Source organism: Halopenitus salinus, from assembly GCF_055397165.1.
Genome location: NZ_AP043853.1, coordinates 1,339,873 through 1,361,459, shown reverse-complemented (window position 1 = coordinate 1,361,459; position 21,587 = coordinate 1,339,873). Strand labels below are relative to the sequence as shown.

General features: G+C 69.9%; 22 protein-coding genes. 5 read left to right on the top strand and 17 right to left on the bottom strand.

Annotated features, from left to right (window positions below):
* Positions 1-9 precede the first annotated feature (9 nt).
* Positions 10-924, bottom strand: a complete 915-nt coding sequence (locus tag ACZ5YD_RS08635) for an RIO1 family regulatory kinase/ATPase domain-containing protein (RefSeq protein WP_379742407.1) — start codon at positions 922-924, stop codon at positions 10-12.
* 159 nt (positions 925-1,083) lie between these two features.
* On the opposite strand from ACZ5YD_RS08635, the gene ACZ5YD_RS08630 reads away from it, so the two are divergent.
* The 3 genes from ACZ5YD_RS08630 (at position 1,084) to ACZ5YD_RS08620 (ending at position 3,682) form a co-directional block, all read left to right on the top strand.
* Positions 1,084-1,902: a lipoate--protein ligase family protein gene (locus ACZ5YD_RS08630; protein ID WP_379742404.1), complete on the top strand. Its 819-nt coding sequence runs from the start codon at positions 1,084-1,086 to the stop codon at positions 1,900-1,902.
* A gap of 88 nt (positions 1,903-1,990) precedes the next feature.
* Positions 1,991-2,824 carry a deoxyribonuclease IV gene (locus tag ACZ5YD_RS08625; RefSeq protein WP_379742401.1) on the top strand — a complete coding sequence of 278 codons (834 nt, stop codon included), beginning with the start codon at positions 1,991-1,993 and terminating at the stop codon, positions 2,822-2,824.
* A gap of 42 nt (positions 2,825-2,866) precedes the next feature.
* On the top strand, positions 2,867-3,682 hold the full coding sequence (locus ACZ5YD_RS08620; RefSeq protein ID WP_379742398.1) for a class I SAM-dependent methyltransferase: 816 nt from the start codon (positions 2,867-2,869) through the stop codon (positions 3,680-3,682).
* A gap of 17 nt (positions 3,683-3,699) precedes the next feature.
* On the opposite strand, the gene ACZ5YD_RS08615 is transcribed toward ACZ5YD_RS08620, so the two are convergent.
* From ACZ5YD_RS08615 to ACZ5YD_RS08605, 3 genes are all read right to left on the bottom strand, one after another.
* Complete coding sequence (locus ACZ5YD_RS08615; protein ID WP_379742395.1) at positions 3,700-4,368, bottom strand: DUF7095 family protein; 669 nt, start codon at positions 4,366-4,368, stop codon at positions 3,700-3,702.
* A gap of 121 nt (positions 4,369-4,489) precedes the next feature.
* On the bottom strand, positions 4,490-5,416 hold the full coding sequence (locus ACZ5YD_RS08610; RefSeq protein WP_379742392.1) for a glycosyltransferase family 2 protein: 927 nt from the start codon (positions 5,414-5,416) through the stop codon (positions 4,490-4,492).
* 51 nt (positions 5,417-5,467) lie between these two features.
* Positions 5,468-5,740, bottom strand: a complete 273-nt coding sequence (locus ACZ5YD_RS08605) for a MarR family transcriptional regulator (RefSeq protein ID WP_379742389.1) — start codon at positions 5,738-5,740, stop codon at positions 5,468-5,470.
* 209 nt (positions 5,741-5,949) lie between these two features.
* Here ACZ5YD_RS08605 and ACZ5YD_RS08600 point away from each other — a divergent pair, with 209 nt between their 5' ends.
* Positions 5,950-6,666: a class I SAM-dependent methyltransferase gene (locus tag ACZ5YD_RS08600; protein ID WP_379742386.1), complete on the top strand. Its 717-nt coding sequence runs from the start codon at positions 5,950-5,952 to the stop codon at positions 6,664-6,666.
* Between the two features lie 57 nt (positions 6,667-6,723).
* Here the strand turns inward: ACZ5YD_RS08600 and ACZ5YD_RS08595 are convergent, their stop codons facing one another.
* Positions 6,724-7,131, bottom strand: coding sequence for a TRAM domain-containing protein (locus tag ACZ5YD_RS08595; protein WP_379742383.1), 408 nt, complete (start codon positions 7,129-7,131; stop codon positions 6,724-6,726).
* Between the two features lie 106 nt (positions 7,132-7,237).
* Entirely contained in the window at positions 7,238-8,122 is an 885-nt protein-coding gene (locus ACZ5YD_RS08590; protein WP_379742379.1) for a YkgJ family cysteine cluster protein, read from the bottom strand.
* A 163-nt stretch (positions 8,123-8,285) separates the two neighbouring features.
* On the opposite strand from ACZ5YD_RS08590, the gene ACZ5YD_RS08585 reads away from it, so the two are divergent.
* Positions 8,286-8,726, top strand: a complete 441-nt coding sequence (locus ACZ5YD_RS08585) for a DUF5788 family protein (RefSeq protein ID WP_379742376.1) — start codon at positions 8,286-8,288, stop codon at positions 8,724-8,726.
* A gap of 6 nt (positions 8,727-8,732) precedes the next feature.
* On the opposite strand, the gene ACZ5YD_RS08580 is transcribed toward ACZ5YD_RS08585, so the two are convergent.
* The 11 genes from ACZ5YD_RS08580 to ACZ5YD_RS08530 all read right to left on the bottom strand — a co-directional run bounded on the left by ACZ5YD_RS08580 (position 8,733) and on the right by ACZ5YD_RS08530 (position 21,555).
* The gene (locus ACZ5YD_RS08580) at positions 8,733-9,908 is read right to left on the bottom strand and encodes a DHH family phosphoesterase (protein ID WP_379742373.1); all 1,176 of its coding nucleotides are present in this window, start codon (positions 9,906-9,908) and stop codon (positions 8,733-8,735) included.
* 74 nt (positions 9,909-9,982) lie between these two features.
* Positions 9,983-10,876: an SDR family oxidoreductase gene (locus tag ACZ5YD_RS08575; protein ID WP_379742370.1), complete on the bottom strand. Its 894-nt coding sequence runs from the start codon at positions 10,874-10,876 to the stop codon at positions 9,983-9,985.
* Entirely contained in the window at positions 10,873-11,295 is a 423-nt protein-coding gene (locus ACZ5YD_RS08570; protein ID WP_379742367.1) for a DUF5791 family protein, read from the bottom strand. The genes ACZ5YD_RS08575 and ACZ5YD_RS08570 overlap by 4 nt, the downstream gene beginning before the upstream one ends.
* A 70-nt stretch (positions 11,296-11,365) precedes the next feature.
* Complete coding sequence (locus ACZ5YD_RS08565; protein ID WP_379742365.1) at positions 11,366-14,608, bottom strand: DUF7286 family protein; 3,243 nt, start codon at positions 14,606-14,608, stop codon at positions 11,366-11,368.
* Positions 14,595-15,209 (bottom strand): DUF7284 family protein, encoded by a 615-nt coding sequence (locus tag ACZ5YD_RS08560; RefSeq protein ID WP_379742362.1) that lies wholly within the window; start codon positions 15,207-15,209, stop codon positions 14,595-14,597. Before ACZ5YD_RS08560 ends, ACZ5YD_RS08565 begins: the two co-directional genes overlap by 14 nt.
* A complete protein-coding gene (locus tag ACZ5YD_RS08555) occupies positions 15,206-15,739 on the bottom strand; it encodes a DUF7285 family protein (RefSeq protein ID WP_379742359.1) in 534 nt (177 codons plus the stop codon). The genes ACZ5YD_RS08560 and ACZ5YD_RS08555 overlap by 4 nt, the downstream gene beginning before the upstream one ends.
* The gene (locus ACZ5YD_RS08550) at positions 15,720-16,187 is read right to left on the bottom strand and encodes a DUF7283 family protein (protein WP_379742356.1); all 468 of its coding nucleotides are present in this window, start codon (positions 16,185-16,187) and stop codon (positions 15,720-15,722) included. Before ACZ5YD_RS08550 ends, ACZ5YD_RS08555 begins: the two co-directional genes overlap by 20 nt.
* A 42-nt stretch (positions 16,188-16,229) precedes the next feature.
* Complete coding sequence (locus ACZ5YD_RS08545; protein ID WP_379742354.1) at positions 16,230-18,155, bottom strand: type II secretion system F family protein; 1,926 nt, start codon at positions 18,153-18,155, stop codon at positions 16,230-16,232.
* Positions 18,152-20,206, bottom strand: coding sequence for an ATPase, T2SS/T4P/T4SS family (locus ACZ5YD_RS08540; protein WP_379742351.1), 2,055 nt, complete (start codon positions 20,204-20,206; stop codon positions 18,152-18,154). The genes ACZ5YD_RS08545 and ACZ5YD_RS08540 overlap by 4 nt, the downstream gene beginning before the upstream one ends.
* A 24-nt stretch (positions 20,207-20,230) precedes the next feature.
* The gene (locus ACZ5YD_RS08535) at positions 20,231-20,761 is read right to left on the bottom strand and encodes a DUF7311 family protein (RefSeq protein ID WP_379742348.1); all 531 of its coding nucleotides are present in this window, start codon (positions 20,759-20,761) and stop codon (positions 20,231-20,233) included.
* Positions 20,758-21,555 (bottom strand): DUF7310 family coiled-coil domain-containing protein, encoded by a 798-nt coding sequence (locus ACZ5YD_RS08530; protein ID WP_379742345.1) that lies wholly within the window; start codon positions 21,553-21,555, stop codon positions 20,758-20,760. The genes ACZ5YD_RS08535 and ACZ5YD_RS08530 overlap by 4 nt, the downstream gene beginning before the upstream one ends.
* Positions 21,556-21,587 lie beyond the last annotated feature (32 nt).

The window sequence follows — 21,587 nt, the reverse complement described above, 5'->3', positions numbered from 1 at the left end:
CCATATGGTTTATAAATCGTCGAACTCGCGGACCGTCTCGAAGGTTCCCTCCGCGACGGCGTCGGCGAGCCCGGCTACGTCGACGGAATCCGGCATCTCACGTGGATATTTCCGGACGAAATAGCGGGTGAGGTTCCGGAGATCCCGTTCGAGAAACTCCCGGGCGTTCTCGTGGTCCCGCCGGACCGCCTGGGGCCAATCGAAGATCGTGATCCCGCCCTCCGCGACCGCGACGTTGTGTTCGGACATGTCGGCGTGGATCCAACCCTCCCCGTGGGCCGTTTCGAGCTCGCGGATCACGAGATCGCACACGCCGAGGGCCTGTTCGGACTCCAGTTTCGCGCGGGCCAGTTCCACCCCGTCGAATTTGTCCATCACGATCGCGTGGCGGTTCTGATCGACCGGCCGCGGCACCGAGACGTCGGGATACAGCGTCTCGAGCGCCTCGTGTTCGCGTTCGGCCGCCTTGCGCGCGGTGTAGAGCCACGAGACGTGCTGGCGATCGGCGGTGTACTCGCGTTCCTTCATCACCTCCCGGAAGTTCGTATAGCCCTCCCGATGGAACTTCAACGCCAGCGGCTTGAACGACCGCACCTCGTAGACGTCGCTTTCCTTGCCGACCCCGAGCGGTGCGCCGATCCCCTGGAGCGTCTCTCGTTCGGCGAACGTCCGCAACGCGAGGGCGTCGTAGCCCTCGAAGGTGAGCTGGTAGCCCACGTACTGCATCGTCCGCCGCTCGATCAGCTCCTCGTCCATGCATCGGTCGATCCGGTAGTCGACCTCCTCGGGCGTGAGATCGGCGTATTCGGGGAGCTTGTCGCGGCGGACCCACTCCGAAAATCGCATCCCCTGCTCGACGCCCGAGAGGAGATAGAAGTCCTCGGGCTCGAGATCCGCCATCACCCCCGCGATGTTCGTGACCATGTCGGGGCTACTCCGGCGACGCCTAAAAGGGCGATGCGATCCCGGTCGATCGCCATGATAAATCCCATAATGCAATATAGAACTCACTAATCGACGCGAATGTCACCGTCGGCTCCGGGCGAACGCAACGGCTTTTCGGTCTCGATCCGAACGGGACCCATGAACGCACCCGACGGCGAGTGGCGTCTGATACGCGAGGAGGCGCGGCCGGGGGCGATGCAGATGGCGCTTGACGAGGTCGCCGCCGAGACCGCCGCCGACGGCGGCCCCTACACCGTTCGCGTCTACCGGTGGGACCCGAGCTGTCTCACGCTCGGGTATCACCAGGACCCCGGAACCGTCGACTGGGACCGGTGTCGCGAGTCGGGGATCGACGTGACCCGCCGACGGACCGGCGGCGGCGGGATCTACCACGACTTCCTCGGCGACATCGCCTACTCCATCGCCGTCCCGGCCGGGGCGGTCCCCGGCGAGCTCGTCGACTCCTATCACCTGCTCTGTGAGCCGATACTCGCGTTCCTCTCGCGGATCGGGATCGACGCCGGCTACGCCGAGGAGTCCCGCCCGGCGATCCATACGCCGGCCTGCTACCTCCGCGAGCTCCATCCGGCACACGACCTCGTGGCCGGACCGCCGGACGACCGACGGAAGATCGCCGGCAACGCACAGCATCGCGGCAACGAGGCGGTCCTGCAGCACGGTTCGCTGACCTACGCCGTCGACGCCGAGACCCACCTCGGCGTCTTCGACGACCCGCGGACGACTCCCGACCGGTTCCACGAGCGCGTCGTGGGCATGGACGAGCTCGTCGACCACGACCGCGAGTCCGCAGTCGGGGCCCTCGAGGCGACCCTCGCCGAGTGGGCCGACGCCGACGAGGGATCCTGGAGCGACTCCGAACTCGCCAGGGCGCGCGAACTCGTCGACGAGCGATACGGCTCCCGCTCGTGGATCCGACGTCAACCCGGGTCGCGGTAGCGGCTCGGCCGAGTCCGCCGGCCGATCCGTTCGCGCACCGTCCGTCGCCGTTCGAAGCGGCTTTTGCGCTCGCGGTCCATCCTCCGTCATGAGCCCGAACGTCGGAGCCCACGTGTCGATCGCCGGCGGCGTGGACAACGCGATCGACAACCAGATCGAGGTCGGCGGCACCTGCGGACAGATATTCACCCACTCGCCGCAGGTCTGGCAGGACCCGAACATCGACTCCGAGGAGGCCGAACGATTTCGAACCGGAACCGCGGAGCGGCTGGATGGTCCCTGGGTGATCCACACCTCCTACCTCGTGAACCTCTGTACGCCGAAGCCGGACCTCCGCGAGAAGTCACGCGAGTCGATGCAGCGGGAACTCGAGGCCGCGGCGGATCTCGACATCCCGTTCGTCAACGTCCACCTGGGCGCCCACACCGGCGCCGGGGTCGAAGCGGGACTCGAAAACGCCGCGTCCGTCATCGACGAACTCGAAGTACCCGAAGGCGTGCGGATCCTGGTCGAGTCAGACGCCGGATCCGGCACGAAGCTCGGCGGGCAGTTCGAGCACCTCGCGACCGTCCTCGATCTCACCGAACGCGACCTCGACGTCTGTCTCGACACCGCCCACACCTTCGCCGCCGGCTACGACCTCTCGACGGCGTCGGGCGTCGACGACGCCGTCGCGGAGTTCGACGACGTCGTCGGCCTCGAGCACCTGCGGTGTATCCACCTCAACGACTCGAAACACGACTGCGGCACCAACAAGGACGAACACGCCCACATCGGCGAGGGATACATCGGCGAGGCGGGCATGGAGCGGATCGTCAACCACCCGGACCTCCGCAATCTGCCCTTCGTGCTCGAGACGCCCACCGAGGACGGCCGCAGCTACGCGTGGAACATCGAGCGCGTCCGCGAGCTTCGGAACTGACGATCCGCGGGGCTTAACGCCCCGCCCCGAAAACGTCCGGTCGTGCGCCGGTTCTCCCCCGAATACCTCGACCGCACGCGCCGCGGCATGTGGGCCGACGACCGCGAGGCGCTTTCGGACCTCGAGTTGGACTCGCGGGAGTCCGTCCTCGACGTCGGCTGCGGGACCGGCGAGTTGACCCGCGTGCTCGCCGAGGAGACGTCCCCCGAGACGCGGCTTCTCGGGATCGACGCCGACCGGGACCTGCTTCGGGTCGCCCGCGACCGAAATCCGGAGCGGGTCTCGACGTGTGTGGGCGATGCGACCCGAATTCCCCTTCGAGACGATTCCGTCGATCTGCTCGCCTGCCAGGCGCTCCTCATCAACCTTCCCGACCCCCGAGCCGCGGTTCGGGAGTTTGCGCGCGTCTCGAGTGACCTGGTGGCGACCGTCGAGCCGAACAACGCCGACGTCGGCGTCTCCTCGACGGTCGAACGCGAAAAACGACTGGAACGGGAGGCCCGAGAGGCCTACCTCGATGGCGTGGGAACGAACGTCGCGCTCGGCGACCGGGTTCGCGAGCTGTTCCGCCGTGAGGGGTTCCGGGACGTCACCGTTCGGCGGTACCTCCACGAGAAGCGCGTCGCGCCGCCCTACTCCGAGCGGTCGATGGAGGCGGCGGTTCGGAAGGCGAGCGGGTCCGGGCTGGACGAGCACCGCGCCGAACTCGAGGCCGCGCTCTCCCCGGAGGCCTACGAGGACCTCAAGGGCCGCTGGCGCTCGATGGGTCGTGAGGTGATCGACGACATGCAGGCCGGCGAGTACGAGCGCGTCGAGGTGGTTCCCTTCGAGGTGACGGTCGGCCGCGTCCCGAGTTGACCGTTGGACGCCGGCTCCTAGACGACGTCGCCGCGGACCGACGCCCCGTCCGCGTCCGATCGGTCGCGTCGCATCGCGGCAGCGGCCTCGGTCGCCACCTCGGAGTCGGCTCCGAGCATCTCCAGCGCCTCCTCGAGCGTGGGCATGGCGAACGATCCCTCGCGGAGCCGACCGAGCGCCTCCCCGTCGCGCTCGCCGTCGACCCACAGACACACGCCCCGCGGGTCGAGGATCTCCCCGTAGATCTCACGCGCCAGCGCGCCCTCCAGCCGCTGGGTGACGTTCGCGTCGAAGCTCGCGTTACACACCTCGAGGTGGACCGGCTCGTCGTCCGGCAGGAGGTGGGCCGCCAGACACTTCTCGGGTGCGACGTACCCGTTGTCGCTCGTCTCGATCAGGTCCGGGTGGTCGAGCGCCCACTCGGCGCGTACCGTTCCGCCGATCCCCTTCACGCCGAATTCGGCCTCGAAGTCGCGGTCCCGTTCCCCCTCCCGATTCTTCCGGTTCTTCCGTTCCCCGCCGAACAGGACGTCCTTCGTGAGGTAGACGTCGAGACGGTCTATCGGGTCGAGCCCGAGCGCGACCTCCCCGAAGACCCACACCTCCCGGACCGGAACAGGCATCGTCTCGGCGTCGATCGTCTCGAGGATCGCCTCGATCCGGTCGACGGCCGCGTCTCGTTCCATCGACGAACCCTTGCTCGCGCGTCCGGATACCGGTTACGTCGCGAGGCCGAGGGGTGGTCGGCGGACGGTCGACGGATGGTCAGTCGACGGTTGGGGGACGTTCCGTCCGCCGGTGGCCGGTTCAGGCGGCGTCCTCGCGCCAGTCGTACTTCGCGACCGCCCGGTCGGCGCGCTTGGAGATGCCGTTCGGGTTCCGCTTCGGCGAGCGGTCGCGCGCTCGGGCGGCCATCCCCTCGCCGAAGCCGCTCGCCGTCCCGGCCACCACGTCCCGGCCGTTCCCGACCCAGCCGGACGGCGTGGCCTCGCCGGAGAGGACGTCACGGGCAACCGAGGTGGCGTCGCCGACCGCGTGTGACCCGATCCGACGGAGGACGGTCGGACGGAGACCGTAGTTCTTCGCCAGTCGATACGCGAGCGCGCGGTACTTCCAGCGCCAGTCGTGGTCGGGCTCGCCGCCGTCGGCCGCGGCCGGTTCCCCGGGATCGTGGCGGACGGTTGCCTCGGGCTCCCAGACGAGTTCGTAATCGTGGGTCGCGAGCCGGTGTGCCAGATCTCGCGATCCGCCGGTCGGAAGGTGCTCGTCGAAGCCGTCGAGGTCATAAAGCACCGACGCGCGGAACGCGACGTTCCCGCCCGCGAAGTACGCGACCTCCCGTCCCGCGATCCGTCGCCGTTCGCTCCGCTCCGCGGTCCGGCCGGCCGGCAGCGACCGACAGACCGGTCCCGTGACGACGTCGCCGCGCTCGAGTCCGGATCGGACCCCCTCCAGCCACGACGGGCCGACCCGGTTGTCGTAATCGACGAGCGCGATCCGGTCGCCGCTTGCGACCTCGATGCCCGCGTTCCGCGCGACGTTCACCGTTCGATCGGAGATCTCCACGAGGACGTCGACGTCGTCCCGGTTGCGGACCATTCCCGTCGTTCCGTCCGCCGAGGGACCGTTCACCACGATCACCTCGGCGTCGGGCGCGTGGGCGGCGAGCGCGTCGAGGCCCGCGGCCAGCTGGTCACGCCCGTTGAGCGTCGGAACGACGACCGAGAGGGTCATGTCTGCTCGAATAGGCACGGCGACCTAAAAGACCCTTCGTGAGCGGTCGAGCTACTTCCGGAGGTAGTAGACCTGCTTGCGGGCGTCCTTGAAGCTGTAGCGCGACTCGATCAGCTCCGCGTCCTCGAGGCGGTTGAGGGCGTATCTGACGGTCCGGTCGGGAAGCAGCGACTCCTCGGCCAGCCGGCCCTGCGACAGCGGCGCGTCGGTCTCGAGGACCTTCGCCACGAGCTTCGCGCTCGGGGGTAGCTCGCGCAACCGGTCGCGGAACTCCGCCTCGGTCAGGATCTCCGGCGTTCTGGTCTCCGCGGAACTAGTGCTCATATCGTATGAAACCGATCGACCCGTCGTAAAGGTTGGCTATATATGGGTGAAACTGATACCTACAATATAAGGTAATAGTATCGTGTTCGATCGACAGAGATCGATCAGGCGGGTTCGCTCGCGCCCGATATCGTTGCGATCGGATCGTCCGGCGTTCGTCCGCCTCATCCAGTACGGTTTTGTTCGTCGGGCGTACAACGTCCGGTAGCGTGAAGGGACAGGACTGGTATCAGGCCGACGAGGTCGCCGAGGAGTACGACGACGTCCGGTTTTCCGACGGCGGGCGCGTGATCGACCGCCGCGAACGGGAGGCCGTGCTCTCGGCGGTCGAGCCGGACGATGACACGCGGATCCTCGAGGTCGCCTGCGGCACCGGCCGGTTCACGACGATGCTCGCCGCCCACGGCGCCGAGGTCGTCGGGCTCGACATCTCCCGCGAGATGCTCGAACAGGGACGGCGGAAGGTCCGCGATGCGGGCGTCGACGATCTCGTCGAGTTCATGCGCGGCGACGCCTCCCGGCTCCCGTTTCCCGACGATCACTTCGACACCGTTCTGGCGATGCGGTTCTTCCACCTGATGGACGACCCCGAGCGGTTCATCGCGGAGATGCGTCGGGTGAGCAGCGACCAGATCGTCTTCGACACGTTCAACCGCCGCAGCGCGCGCACCCTCTACACCTGGATCCTCCCCATGGGGTCGCGACTCTACTCGGAGGATCAGGTCGTCTCGCTGCTTCGGTCGGCCGATCTCTCGCTCGCCGGCGAGGAACACGACTTCGTGTTGCCCTACGGCTTCTACCGCAGCCTCCCCGGCGTCGTCGCACGTACGTTTCGGCGGATCGACGAGGCGATCGGGGAGACGATCCCCGGCGATTACGTCGCGTCCGTCTCCTACTGGGACGCCAGGGTCCCCCCCGAGAAGTGACCTCGTTCGGGTTCGTTTCGAACGTCGGCGATCGGGGACGCCGTTGCGACGGACCGCTTAGACGTCCTCGTCGACGATCTCGCCGACCGCGAAGTTCGATTTGACCTCGGTGACCTCGATCTTGACGCGCTCGTCGATCTCGCCGCCGGGGACGATGATGACGTAGCCCCGCTCGACGCGGGCGATCCCGTCGCCCTGCTTGCCGATGTCCTCGATCTCGACGTAGCGCATCTCGCCGGGTTCGACCGGCGGCTGTGGACCGTCCTCGGTTTCGGGAGCGGCCTCCCCGAGTTCCTCCCCGCTCGCCTCCTCGATCGCGCGGGTGATGAGCGCGACCCGGTAGGTCTCGCCGGGATCTATCGTTCCGGTGTCGATCTCGCGTTTCGGTACCTCGATGACGTACGACCCGTCCGTCTCGCGGACGTCGGCGCTGAACAGACAGAGGAGTTCATCCGAGATTTCCATAGGTAGACCTCCACCCGTTAGTGAGAACGGAGCACAATAGGTGTACCGCCACCGGATCGCGATCGAGCGCCGTTCGATCGGCAGCGCGATCGGATCTCGTGTTCGTCTACTCGATCGGCGTTCCGTCCCCCCGCTTCGGCCCTTCGGAGTCGAAGACCACCACGTCGCGGGGTTCGCCGTCGTTCCCGCCGTCGTTCTCGTCGTGGCCGTCGCCGTGAGTCCCGGCACGCACCGTGGGATCGTAGGCATCGCGGACCGCGATCGACTCTTCAAGCTCGCGGACCGCCCGCCGCTTGAGCGCCGCCGCGAGCGACTCGGCGTCCGCCCTCTCGATGTCGCGTCCGAGGCCCTCACACTCGTGGGCGCGGACCATCCCTGACCCGTCGACCGCCTCGCCCATCGGCTGGCTCGTCCCGCCGAGCGCGACGCTGAACGGGTAGGTCCGACAGACCAGCGGCCGATCGTCGTGGACGGTACAGCGACCGCGTCCATCCGCCTCGCGGTAGAAGGTGCAGTCGCCACAGGCGTCCGTCTGGAGCGCCCACTCGAAGGTCTCCCCGACCGGATTCCCGTCCGCGTCCTCGGACAGCCCGTAGGGCATCGGTCTGGCGACGTCGCGCCAGTCGTACTCCTTCTCTGCCACCTCCCCCTCCAGATCGTCCCCGTTCGCGGCCTCGATCAGGTCGCGGACCTCGTCGGGGAACACCGTCGCGGTGTGCGGTTCCCGATCCGTCTCGCCGGCGCCCCCGTCCCTGGTATCGGCGTCGCTTGCGATGCCGTCCTCCGTCGCCGTTCCGCCGGCGTCGCCGTCGATTCCGTCGTCCGAACCGTCGGCCGTCTCCGTCTCGGCCGGGTCCTCCTCGTCCGGGTAATACCCCTTACAGCAGGCGCCACAGCGCGTACACTCGAACCCGATCGACTCGATGGCGTCCGCGAGCGCGTCGATCTCGAGATCGCGGGCCCGCTCGAGTTCGGCTTCGAGATCCTCCATGTCCGTTCCTCGGCCGCGAGCGGTTTACCCGATCCGGTCGAACAGGCCGTCCGGCTCGGACGGTCGAGTCGGCCCGAACGCCGGTCGGGGTGATCGCCGGACCGGCCGTCGTCGAGGCGTCCGCTCCAGAAGAGCGAAGTGATCGGATCCCCTACCGCCGTCCGTGAAGGAGTTTCGCCGCAAGCAGCTGCTCGAGCGGGTCGACCGCGAGGCGGCGACGATCGGCACCTCGATCCCGGAGGCGATCGAGGTCCGCGGCGAGTCGATCGACCTCCGGGAGTTCGTCTTCGAGATCGAGCGTCGAGAGACGGTTCCGTCGGGCGAGCGCGACCGCGTCGAGCGGGCGAAACGGAACCTGCGACGCGAGCGACGCGAGCGACGCGAGCGGATCGAGGAGGGGACGATCCCCTACGAGGAGGGGCGCGAACTCGCGAGCGCGATCGTCGGGATCGACCGGGCCCTGGAGGCGCTCGAGAGCCTCGATTCGGGGTCCCTCGAGGCGGAGGCCGAACGCCGGGAGGCCGCCGATCGAAAGCGGTGGATGAACTTCCTCAAGAAGGCGCTCGGCCGCGATGACTCCTCCTCGGGGCGCACGCGATCTTGAGCCCGCTCACACGTCGCCGGTCATCGCACGGAACAGCCGTTCGGTGAGTTCGTCGCGGTCGACCGCCTCCGCCGTGGTGTCGTCGGTCGGGGTCGTCTCCGGCTCGACCCGCCCGCCGCCCATCCGTGCGTGTCCGCCGCCGTTCCCGCCGTCGATCGCGGAGAGACACTCCTCTATCGCCTTGCCCATGTGGACGCGGTCGTCACGCGACCGCCCCGACAGGTGGATCGTGTCGTCGCGCTCGCCGATCACGACCACGGCCGTCACGCCCTCCAGCTGGATGAGCTCGTCCGCGGCCTGGGGGATCGCGTCGACGTTGTTGACCGCACCGACGTCGGCGACGCCGAAGGACCCTTCCACCTGACGGCCCGCGATCGCCCGCGCTTTCACCTCGAGCACCTCCGCGTCGACGGCGGGGTTCGCGATCCGGTCGAGCCGGTCCTGATCGACGCCGGGATACAGGTAGCTCGCGGCCGCGAAGTCCGCCTCGCTGGCGCCGACGGTCAGGTGTTTCGTGTCCGAGAGGATCCCGTACAAAAGCCCCGTGGCCGCGAGCGTCGAGAGGGTGTAGGTGCCCTCGGTCTCGCTCGCGTGTTTGTCCGGAGGAACCGGGGTCGCGTCGTTGTCCTCGAAGTACTCCGCGACGATGGTGGCCGTCGAGCCGTAGTCGGTCCGAACGTCCGTGAACTCCTCGCCCGACCCGTCCCCGGGGTGGTGGTCGATCACCGCGAGCGGCAGGATCCCCTCCGATCCGGCGAACCCCCGCGGCTCGTTGTGGTCGACGAGCACGACCGACTCGGCGGCCAGATCCGTCACGTGGTCGATCCGGTCGAGGTTCAACTCGAGGACGGTCCGAAACGCCCGGTTCTCCTGGTGGCGGATCTGTCCCGGATACTGGATCGTCGCATCCACGTCGAGCTGGTCGGCGAGCTCGACGACGCCGACGGCCGCGGCCATCGAGTCCGGATCCGGATTCGGGTGCATCAACACCGCGATCTCCTCGCGCTCGTCGATCAGGCGGCGAAACTCGACGCCGCGCGCGCGACGGATGCGGAGGAACGCGTACGCGCTTCCCAACACGACCGCCACGGCGATCGCGGTCGCGACGGCGAGTTCGGGATTCTCGCGCACGAGCACCTCCGCGTCGGCGATCAGCCGTTCCCCGGTCGTGGCGGCTCCCATCCGTACACCCTCTCACCCGCTCTTGCTACAAGAAACCACGCGGCGTTTTTGACCTCTGGGATCGGACGCGCCGGTCACTCGCCGAGGTACGCCTCGATCGCCGCACGGTATCCCTCCCGGTAGGTCGGGTACGCAAGCTCGTAGCCGAGATCGTGAAGCTTGTCGTTTCGACACCGCTTTTCGGTCTCGATCCGTCGTCTCGCCGCCTCCGAGAGGTCCCCCTCTGCGAGCCGCTCGGCCGTCGATCGCTTCGGCGGTCGGTCGACGCCGCACTCGTCGGCCAGCCAGTCGGCGAAGGCGTGCTTGTCGACCGGCTCGTCGTCGACGACGAGCACCGTTTCGCCTCGAGCGCGGTCCTCGGCGAGGAGGTGACGGACGGCGCCCGCGGCGTCCACGCGGTGGACCATGTTGAGGAACCCGGCGGTCACCGGCCCCTCGAGGTAGCGCTCGAGGCGGTATCGATCGGGACCGTACAGTCCGGCGAAACGCGCCACCGTCCCGTCGATCCCGGCGTTCGCCGCTCCCTCGATCGCGACGCGTTCGGCCCGCGCCAGCACGCGCGTCTTCTCCGTTTGCGGGTCGATCGGCGTCTCCTCCGTCACCCAGTCGCCGCCGTGATCGCCGTAGACGCCGGTCGATGAGGTGTAGACGAGCCGGTCGGGCGACTCCTCGCGTGACGCGTACTCCGCGATCACGTTCTCGAGACCCGACACGTACACCCGCCGTGCCGCCGCCGCGTCGCGGCCGCCCGAACTCGCCGCGAAGACGACGGCGTCCGCCTCCGGAAGCGCCGAAAGCGACTCGGGATCCGTGACGTCGGCCCGAATCGACGTTATTCCGGCGCTCTCGACGGCAGCGAGGCCCTCCTCGGAGCGTCGCACGCCGTGGACGTCGTGTCCGCGATCCAGAAGCTGGCGGCCGAGTTCGCTCCCGACGTAGCCGCAGCCGACGATCGCGACCCGCGTCATCGCTTTCTGTCCTCGATGACCGCCTGGATCTCCGAGAGCTGGGCGAGCGTCATCGGCGCTCGCCCCTCGAGCGCCTGCTGGACCTCCTGGCCGGAGAGGTCCGCGTCGATCGCGCCCGCGATCGTGTCGACGTCCAGAACCGCCGTCGTCATTCCCATGAGGAGGTGATCGCGAAGCTCGTAGACGATCGTCTCCGGCTCGCGGTCGCCCGCGAGGGCCAATATCGCGGCCGTCTCCTCGATCGACAGCCCCGAGAGCCCCTCGTCGGTCGTTCCCTCGAGACGGTCCCCGTCGATCGAGGTCTCCGCGGCGACGCGCTCGTCGCCGACCGTCTCGATCGCCTCGGCGACGAGCCCCAGATAGGCGTCGAGTATCGCCTCGGCCTCCGCTTCGGCCTCCGTCGCGGCCTCGTGCAACATACGGGTTCTCCGCGGTCGCGGCGGAAAACGGCTGCGGTCGCCGGGATCCCTCGGGGTTTCGATGCGTCGTTCAGGACTCGACCTCACACCGGCGGCCGTCCGGTCCCGGACACGGCCAGCCGCTCGACTCCTCGGACCACGTGCCGTCGACGTCGCCGACGCCCGGCGGTCCCGGCGGGACCGCGATCACCACGGTCGTTCCCGTTCGGAACCGAACCGGCTCCGCGTGTCCGAGCGTGACCTCCCGCCCCTCGAGTTCGATCGTCGATCGCCTCCCGGATCGAACGTAGCGGAACTCCTCGTCCGGCGGACCGACGTCCGCCCGCAGCTCGAACCGCGGATACTCGCCCGCGACCTCGACGTGCCAGACGTTCACCGTCGCGTACCAGTATCCCGGGACGGGCGTGATCGGGAGTCCGGAACCGACCTGCTTCGTCACGTCCGTACCCCAGCGCATCTCGGCCTCCTCGACTCCGTTTCGAAGTCCGTCCTCGACGGCCGACTCGATCCGCGACCGGGCGATCGGTCGAACCACTTCGGCCACCTCGGTGGCTCGCGCCCGCGAGACGCCCGTTCGCTTCGACGCCATCGAGTCCGTCAACGCGGTCCGAATGACGGCCTCCAGACGGGCCCGTTCGCCCCGAGCGAGTTCGCCGTCGCGCGCCCGCTCGATCTCGCTCGCGAGGGCCCCGGCGTACCCGCCGTTCGCCATCGCTGCGGCCAACTCGCCGGTCGTCGCGTACTCATCGCGGGTGCGTCGGATCGCCGATCGACGTTCCACCGCGGACAGGTACGTCACGGCTCGCAGGTCGCGTTCGACGTCACGCTCGATCCGGATCGTCGATTCCGCGACGTCCGCCTCCAGATCGTCTCGTCGTGTTCGGAGCGTCTCGCGTCTGTCTCCGGACGTACCGGCCTCGGACTCGCCGGACGTGCGTGCCAGCGTCCGGTCAGCGGCGACGAGCGTTCCCGCCGCCCGCGGGAGCGGGACCCGATCGCCGAACGCCAACGCTCGATCGACGATGCCGCTCGAGACGTCGCCGTACGGCATCGTGAAGACGTTCACGTTGCGCGTCGCGAGTGGTCGCGTCCCCGATTCGAACGCGGCTCCTTCGGGCGTTTCTCCGATCCTCGTCCGCGGGAGGTATCCCGGGGTCCCGTTCGGCTCGAACGCCACGCCGCCGGCCGGTCCCGACTCGCCAACGACGAACGGTTCGGACTCGGCTGCCCGTCCGCTGGCGGCGACGTATTCACTGAGCGACGCGCCGCTTCCCGGGTCGGAACCTCCGGCCGTCGATCCGCCGGGTGACCGGTCGGCGACCGCCTTCTCCAGTTCGTCCCGCGCGTTCCGATCCTCCCTCGAGCGCCGCTCGAGGTCCGCGATCACGGCGTCGACGTACGCGCGACGAACCGCGACCCGAGCGCGATCGGACGCGCCGTCGTACGTTGCCGGGGCATCGACCAGTTCTCCGCGTCGGTCGCGGAGTTCGGCGGCGAGTCGACCGTACGGGTTCGCGGTTCCCGCCGCGACCGCGCGCATATCGACCGTCGTCTCCGTCTCTCGAACCTCCTCGTGGAGTTCGGCGACGTCCTCGCGGATCCATCCCTCGAGGTCCGACGGACGTTCTCCGTAGACGGTCGTGGTTCGCGTCGACGGGCCGTCCGTCGCCGCGCGCCGCGCCGCCGCGTCGACGTCCGCCGCATCGAGCGCGCGGCGTGCCGCCTCCGGCGTCGACTCCAGGTTCGGTCCGTCGATCGCCCCGCCGCGTCGGAACGTCGGCGCAGTCGGTCGTTCGGGTGCGCCGGCACGCGGCGCGTAACGCCCGTCGACCGACACGGTGACGCGATACCGTTCGTCCCACCGCTTGCGGGTGGTTCGTCGGCTCGTCCCGTCGGTCCAGTATCGGACGATCCGCCGCTCGACCGTGACGGAACGCGACGTCGTGTCGAACCCGCCCGCGCCACCCGCGTCGGATCCCCTCGCGCCGCCGGAATCGAATCCGGACGAGCCCTCGGCGCCGTCGATCGTCGCGTCGCTCGTCGTTCGCTCGCCGAGGAACGTCCAGTTCGATCCGGGCGCGGATCGCGGCGGCGGCCGGGTGCGCCCGCCCGTCCGGCTCACCTCCGTCCGCCGGATCGCACGAATGCGATAGGCCTCCCGGGCGATCGGGTCGGATCGCTCGAGCGTCTCGAGGAGCGCCGCGTCGGCGGCGGGCCCGACCGACACGCTCTCGGTCGTGTTCTCGCGGACGTGATCGGATCGATCGCCGTCACCGTCGCCGTCGTCGCCGACGTCGCCGACGTCACCATCGATTTCCCCGCCGTTCGGAACCGGCGCGTCGAGAACCGTCCTGCTCCACTCGGTCCCGTCGAGGCTCGTGGGTGCCAACAGATCGGCGAGACCGGTTCGGGCGGTCGCCCGCCGCGTTCCGGCCGCCGCGTCGGGATCGGCCGCGCCGAAGATCCCGCGTTGAACCGCGATCGTCCCGGTGTTCGTCGAGAGCTCGACGTGTCGGTTCGCGAGGACGTTCTGGACCGGCGCCCCGAACCGCTGGGCATACCCGCGCGCCCAGACCAGCGCGTACAACCTGGCCGTGAGCTGTCGACCGAGGCCGGGGCCCTCGAGGGCGCCTCGACTCATCGCCGACTCGAACTCCTCCGTTCGTTCGTGTGCGGCCAGCACGGGAACGGAAACGACGACCGTGATCGGCCTCGTCCGCTCGGCCACCACCCGCCCGTCCCGCCTGGCGGTCGTCCGCACGCCGTGGATCGTCGCCTCGAGGGCGGTCCCGTCGGCGACCGGCTCGATCGTCACCCTGTCGCGAACCCGATCCAGGTCCTCCGGGGTGAGTCGGCCCGCGTTCCCCTCGAGTTCTTCCCCGAACGGGAGCGTCGTCTCGGCGCGGACGCCGCCCTCCCGGACGGCGGTCGCGGAGAGCGCTTCGCGTGCTGCGACCCCGATCCGTATCCGAAGCGCGTCCTCGAAGGCGGAGTTCGGTCTGACGGCCGCTCCGGCCGCCGTCTCCGCCGGCCGGGTCACCGGCCGTTCCGCCGCCGAGCGTGCCGCGTTCGCCGTTGCGATCCGGAGCGCGGGCGTGGCGTCGGCGCTCGACCGCTCCATCGCCCGTTCCACCGAGCGATCGACGGTCACGTCCGTGGCGGCGAGCCCGCTCGCGTACGCCGTGCTCGTCACGATCAGGAGCACGCCGACGAGCGCGAACGGGACGCGACCCCGCCGGTCCGACGCGAGGGAGATCCGGTCGCGACCCCTCGACTCGCGCTCGCCCGGGCGCATCCGGTTAGGACGGACCATCGTCCCACCTGCGGACGACGATCCGCGCTGTCTCCGTGTTCCCCCCGCTCGACTCCGCGCCGGCCGACCTCCACTCGTCTCCGACCGGAACCTGTACGACCGAGGTTCGAACCCGCGCGGCCTTCGGCGGTGACCCGCCGATCGAAAGCACCGTACCGCGTCTCTCGGTTTTTCCCTCCGTGTCCGTTGATCGTGTTTCGCCCGGATCGTCGCCCCCGGCGTCAACCGGGAGACGTACCACGACCGCGGTTCCGGGATCGAGACGCGGTTCGACCGTCCCGTGGACGGCGTCCACGTATTCGTTTGAACCGGTATTCGCCCTCCCTACTCCACCTGCCCTACCCACCCCACCTATCCCCTCCCCTCCGTCCGTTTCGATCGTCGCCGCGGTCACCAGATGCTCGGCGAGGGTGGCGTGGCGACGGCGGCCGCCGTCGTCCGTCTCGTACTCGACGGTCACGGTTTCGGTCGCGATTCGGTCCGCGAGGTCGTCGGCGTGATACCCGCCCCCGTCGCCCGCCGGATCGACCCCGGCAACGGTCACGATGCTCGCGGAGACACAGAGCAGGAACAGCCCCACGTCGAGAACGGTGCTCGTCATCGCTCGGCCACCACCGCACGAAGCTCACCGCGCACCTGCTCGCCCGGCGCGATCCGGACGCTCACCGTTCGTTCGACGACCGTCACGTCCGGCGGATACGGGCGGCTCGCGTTTCGCTTCCCCGCGAGCCATCGTCCCTCTCTCGTGAACAGTCCGACGCCGACGCGTCGGTCGCTGATCGGGATGTCGGCGGGAACCGCCAGCCGGTCCGGATGGCTCACGCCCGCCACCGTGATCTCGTCGTGCACGCGGTCGAGCACGACGTCGGCGGTCTCCCGGCTCTCCGTGGTCGCGTCGACGGAGGCGATCGTACCCGCGTACAGCGAGAGCCCGACGCCGACGGCGAGCAGGGCGACGAGCGCCGCGATCGGTTCGACCTGCCCGCGAGCGGCCGATCCGACCTGCCTGCGAGCGGCCGATCCGACCTGCCTGCGAGCGGCCGAGTCGATCCGCCCGTGAGCGATCGGTTCGGCCGAGGGTGCGGCTCCGTTCACGATTCCCTCCGTGCCCTCATCCGACGAGCGTGACACGTTCCTCCTCCCAGTGAACCGCCCGGATCCGCAACCGCGTCGGCGCCGAGCGCCACCGCGGTTCCCGTTGTCGACTCTCCCTCGCGGCCTCGGAGAAGGCCTCCGGCGACTCGAAGACCCTGTCGGGCGGCTCCCCTCGAAGGATCCGGGACAGCCGTTCGTCCCCGCTCGCGGGCGTCACCGGCGCGAACTCGATGATCGCGGTCGTCGATCCCCCCGGCCCCCGTAACGAGATACGGTTCGGCGCGAGCCGGATCCGATCCGCGGCGAGTCCGTGTTCCGCGGTCGTCGGGTATTCTTCGGCCGCCACGCGATCGATCGTGTCGGCCACGCCGACCGCGTCCGGCGTCGGACCTGCCGGCATCCCGGCCGCGATCCCCAGGGTCACGAGGCTCATCCCCGCGATCCCGACCCACGCGTACCACCCGTCGATCGGCACGTCGAACATGGCCCGGAGTGGTTCCGGTTTCGGTAATAAAGGTTCGCGACGTCAAAACAGCATGCTTGCGCCGAGGAACGACGCGAGGTACGTCGCGGCCGCGGTCGGCAACGCGATGGCGATCCGGTAGGGCACGAGCGTCGGATCGAGTCCCCGCTCGAGCAGCGTCGACAGCCCCGTCAGGATCGCCGCCAGCAGCAGCACGTACACGCCGACGATCCGACCGAGAACCGGAACGGGGACGGGTTCCACCGCCGCTCTAGAAACGGTTTCACCGCCGAGTCCTCCGGCTCCACCGGGGCCGCCGACCGCCGCCGTGGCCGTCGGATCCAGGGACGCGCCCGCCGCGATCGTCCCGCCGTCCATTCCCGCGGCGAGCGCCACCGTCGCGCCGCCCACGAGCGGGCCGAACACGGTGGCCGTGTTCGCGAGCGTTCGAGTGACGGTCGCGAGTCGTCTCGTCGCGTCGCGCTCGAGCGTTCGAAGCGCCTCGAGCTGCTCTCCGAACTCGACGAGCACGTCGCCCGCTGGGGCTCCCTCGCGTGCGGCGATCGCGAGGAGCTCGATCGCGCCGCGAACGCGGGGGCTCGGTACGTCCGCGAGGGGTCCCGCCGTCCCGCGGAGCGCCGTCTCAACGTCGACTCGGAGCGTTCGGCTCCGCCGGGACGCGGCTTCGAGGGCGTCGCCCGCCGGTCCGTCCATCGCCCGGCCCGCGTCACGGACCGCCCGTTCGACCGCGATTCCGTCCGCCACGTGCCCGCCGACGATCGCGAGCGCGTCGGGCAGTTCCGCCTCGATCTTCCGAACCCGAGCGAGCACGACCCGGCGTGGCCGGACGTGGAGGAACGTCCCGGCACCGACCCCGAGGCCGAACGCGAGGAGCGGTGCGCTCCAGGGTGCGAGCGCGTGTCCAACCGCCCATCCGATCGCCGCTCCGAGAACGCCCGCGGCAACCGGAAGTCCCCGCCGGTCCGGCACGTCGGGGTGGGTCCCGTCGATCCTCGGCGGCGGGAAGGCGACCGGGCGTCGCAACAGGATCCAGCCGCTCGCAGCGGTCAACGTCGCGGGGAGGATCACGACGTACGCCGCCACCATCGCGGTAGCTCCGAGCGGCACCCCGGCCGCGCGAGCCGCCGGAAGCAGCGCCACGAGCGCGAGCGGCAACAGCACTCCGAAGGCGTAGATCCCCGAGACCGGCCCCCGGATCTCGCCGATGAACGCCGCCATGCGGTCCGTGGTGCCGTCGACGACCGCCTCGAGCGCCCGATCGAGCCCCCGGTCGCGCCGCTCGGCGGGCGCGGCCGCCGCCGCGCGGATCCGGGAACCGGCCCGTTCGAGCGCGGGGAACCACGGCTGCCACTCCCGGGTGAAGGTCCGAAGCCCGGATCCCGGTCGGGAATCGGACCGGCGAACGGCGTCCGCGAGGCTCCGCGAGAGCGGCCCCGTTCCGGTCTCGGCCGCGAACTCGACGGCCCGCTCCGTCGCCGGCTCCAGTCGCATTCGAAGCACGATCCGCCCGACCAGCCCGGGCGCGGTCCCGAGTGCCCGCGTTCGCCGAAGCTCGGCGAGCCAGCACGGCGTTCGCCGGCGAACGTGCTGGGCCGTGAGACCGAGCACTGCCGCGGTCGACGTGCCGGGGAGGCTCCCGCCGACGGGGATCGCGAGGACCATCACCACGGCGGCGACGAGCAGACCGACGTGGCGCGCCCGGCGTTCGATCGCTTCGGGACTTCGATCGCGTTCGAGAAACGCGAGCGCCCGCCGAAGCTCCTCGTGTCTGTCGACCCCGGGATTCTCGATTCGACTTCGGTGCCCGCCGTCGCCGCCCGTGACGTTAGCCTTCGTTCCGACGCCACCGCCTCTCACGGAGTCACCGGACGCTCCCTGGCTTCGCGAGTTCGCTCCCTGGTTTCGCGAGTACCGCGATCGAAGCTCCCGGCACCACGACCGCGATCCCGATATCGCCTCGCGGATCATCTATCCGGTCTCCCCCGTTCGGCCACGGTCTTCGAGACCGCTTCGGCGGACGTCTCGCCCGATCCAGCCTGTTCGACGATCGTCTTCGCCCGCTCTCCGATCAGCGTCCGAACCGCCGCGTACGATTCCTCGTCCCGCGTGAGATCGTTCACGAGCACGCTCGTTCCCTGCTCGATCCGGTTCGTCGAGACGAGACCGTCCTCGGTCCGCTCGAAGAGTCGAGAGAAGACGGCCCCGTCGCGTCCGGTCGAAACCTCGGATATCGACCGCACGCGATGGTCGGCGAGCTGTACGAGAAGATCCGTGCTCGCGAAGGCCGCCTCCGGAACGCCGAGGTCCGTGACCACGCGCTCGTGGACTGCTTGCGGGTCCCTCCCGTGGATGGTTCCGAGGACCGTCTCGCCGCTCGCCCCGACGCGCATCGCCTCGTAGAGCGCGGCGGCCTCCTCGCCGCGAACCTCGCCGACGACGATCGCGCCGTCCCCGAGTCGGAGTGCGGTGTGAACCGCCTCCGCCGGGGCGATCTCGCCGGCGTCGCCTCGGTCCTCGACCGAGAGTCGCTGGACGTCCCGGCCCGTTTCTTGGAGCCGCCGCACCGGAAGCTCCGGGGTGTCCTCGATCACGACGCCGCGGGTTCCGGCCGGAAGCTCCCAGAGCAACGCCCCGAGCGTGGCGGTCTTCCCCGCGCCCCGTCCCCCCGCGACGAGCCCGGCGACGCCGCGTTCGATCGCCACCGACAACAGCCCCGCCGCCTCGCCGGTGAGCGTCCCGCATTCGACGAGCCGTGGCAGGGTCCAGGCCTCCTCGCCGCCACGGCGGAACGTGAACCCGTAGCCGTCGCTCACTGGCCGCGTCGTCGCCGCGACCCGGATCGGCCCCGATCCCGTCTTGAGAGTCGCATCGAGGGTCGGCGACGCCCGCGAAAACGCCCGTCCGGAGACCCGCCGGAGCCGGGAGGCGAGCGTCGCGGCCCCCTGCGGCGACAGCCGCACGTTCGTCCGGAGTCGCTCACCGTCGACGACCACCCGGAGCGGCGTCTCGGCGACCGGCGGCGTCAGGAACGCATCGGAGACGTGCGGGTCGCCGAAGACGTCCTCGAGCACCCCGTACCCGCGTGTGTGTCGACGGAGGATCGAGGCCAGATCCGCAGCCGGCGTTCCGCCCCGGCCCCCGTCCCCGCCCCGGACCGCCCGGATCGCCCGTTCGAGGGATCGATCGACGAGTTCGGTGCCGCTCCCGCTTCCGCTCCCGCTTCCGCTTCCACTTCCGTCTCCGCTTGCGCTCCCGCGTCTTCCTCCAGTCCCGTTTCCGCTCCCAGCGCCGGCGATCAGGCGGCTCCGCGCGGCGCTCACCGTCCCGATCTCCTTCCCGTCGAGTTCCGCCTCCGGCGGAGTCATGTGGTAGCTGCGAAGCGTGCCGGGGTGTTCGTAGATACGGACCGTCGCACCCGTCGACGTCTCCCACCGGTCGACGATCGTCGCCTCCTCCGGCAGGCGTGTCGCGACCGCACAGGTCGCGAACGACGGTGACACGTACGGACGGAGCGCGTCCGCGTATCCCTCGACCCGCTCTGCCACCTCGATCAATCCCGTCTCCGCGGCCGCGCGTTCGACGTCTCCTGCCCTCCCGGTCGCCTCCCGCGCGGCTCGAAGCGGATCACGTGCGGCGATCCGGGCGGTTCGTGGTTCCCGGTGCCGCGTCCGCTCGACGAACCGGCCCGCGGCGATCAAAAGCGCCAGCGCCCGATCGAGATAGGCGAACTCCCGTCCCCCCGTCGTGACGCGAACGACGTCGGCGTCCCGGTCTGCAAGCGCGTGAACCGCCGTCGCCCGACAGTCGGAAGACGCGGCGAGTGCTCCGTCGCCCGGACAGCCGTTCGCGTCGATCCGAAGTGCGGTTCGGGCGTTCGGGTCGGAGCCGGCGGCGTCCTCGAACGCCCACCGACACCCGCACGATCCGTGCGGTTCGGTCGAGTTCCCCTGCGACCCGGCCCCGCCGAATCGGCGGCGGACCGTCTCGAGTACCTCCGAGAGTCCCCGGCGCGTCGTCATGGGCCGTCTGTGCCGGCATCCGATTTAAACCTCGATCCGACCCTCCCCCTGTTCCGGTGGCCGAATCGCGCGTAGCTCGACGGCGTCGCCATCGCCGCGTCCGCGGTGTTCCAGCCGGAGCCACGTCCCGTCCGCGGACAACTCGATCGGCGATCGTTCCGGCGCGAGCGTGACTCCACGGATCCGGTGTGTCTCCACGCCGCTTTCGTCCGTTCGCCAGGCGAGGACCAACTCACAACCCTCACCTCCCTCGGCCGCATCCCGTTTTGGCCCCCGTTTCGGTCCCACGTCCGCTCGACAGCCGATCGTCGCCCCCTCGATCGTCCGCCTCGCGAACCCCGTCGGTAGTCGGACTCGAAGGACCGACCGCGGCGCGAGATCGGCCTCCGCGACCGCCGGCGACGACGACGCCAGATCCGCGCCCGTTCGCTCGACGTGGGTCGCGATCCGGTCCATCTCGGTTCGAGTTGCGTCCTCCCGTGCGTCCGAGAGCGCGGGCGTCGTCGTCGCGAGGAGCGCGACCGCGATCGCCACCGCGAGCACCGCGCGGATCACAACGTGTTCCGGAGCTTTGCCAGGATCCCCGAATCGACGTCGGGATCCGATTTCGCGACGTCGGGCGCCCTTGCGATCTTCTCGGGGATCGTCCCGTTCGTCCCGTTCGGGATCGCGGCGGCGACCGCTGGCGGCCGATCCGCGGTCCGCTCACGGCGCCGCCGGTCACTGCACTCCCGGTCCGGCTCCGACGTCGTCCGGTCGCTTCGTGATCCGTCGGACGGTTCGCCCCCGCGATCCTGGGGCTGCCGTCGAACTCGCTCGTCCCGTTCGGCGCACCCGGACGCGATCCTGCCGCCGTCCGTCCGCCCGCCGGTTCGGGCCGGCGGGTTCCGGGACTCGACGGACGAATCGTGACCGGCAGCCGGCCGGCACCGTCGTTCGACGCGCTCCGCGGTCGCAAGCGCGAGGTCCGCTCGACTTTCCACCTCGCGGTTGACCGCGCGGATGCTACCCACGTAGCCCCGGACCGCCTGCGTCGCGGCGTCGATCTCGTCGATCCGATCCTCGACCGTCTCGACCGCCGACTCCAGATCCGACAACCGCCCCTCGAGTGCCGCGCGTTCGGAGAGCTCCGCCACCGAACCGTCCCCGTCGCCGGCGATCGCCCGTTCGATCGCGTCGACGCGGTCGGCGAGCCGGTCACGCTCGACGATCCCGTGTCCGTCCAGCTCCGCCGTTGGCGCGTTCCCGGTTTCGTCCCCTCCCTTCCGGCTCTCGGCCGGTTTGCTGTCATGCGTGGCGGGATCGGTGCTTGCCGACGTCGGCGTCGCGTTCGGATCGCGTTCGGTCATGGGGCCGGTGTGTCGTCACCGTATGTAAACTG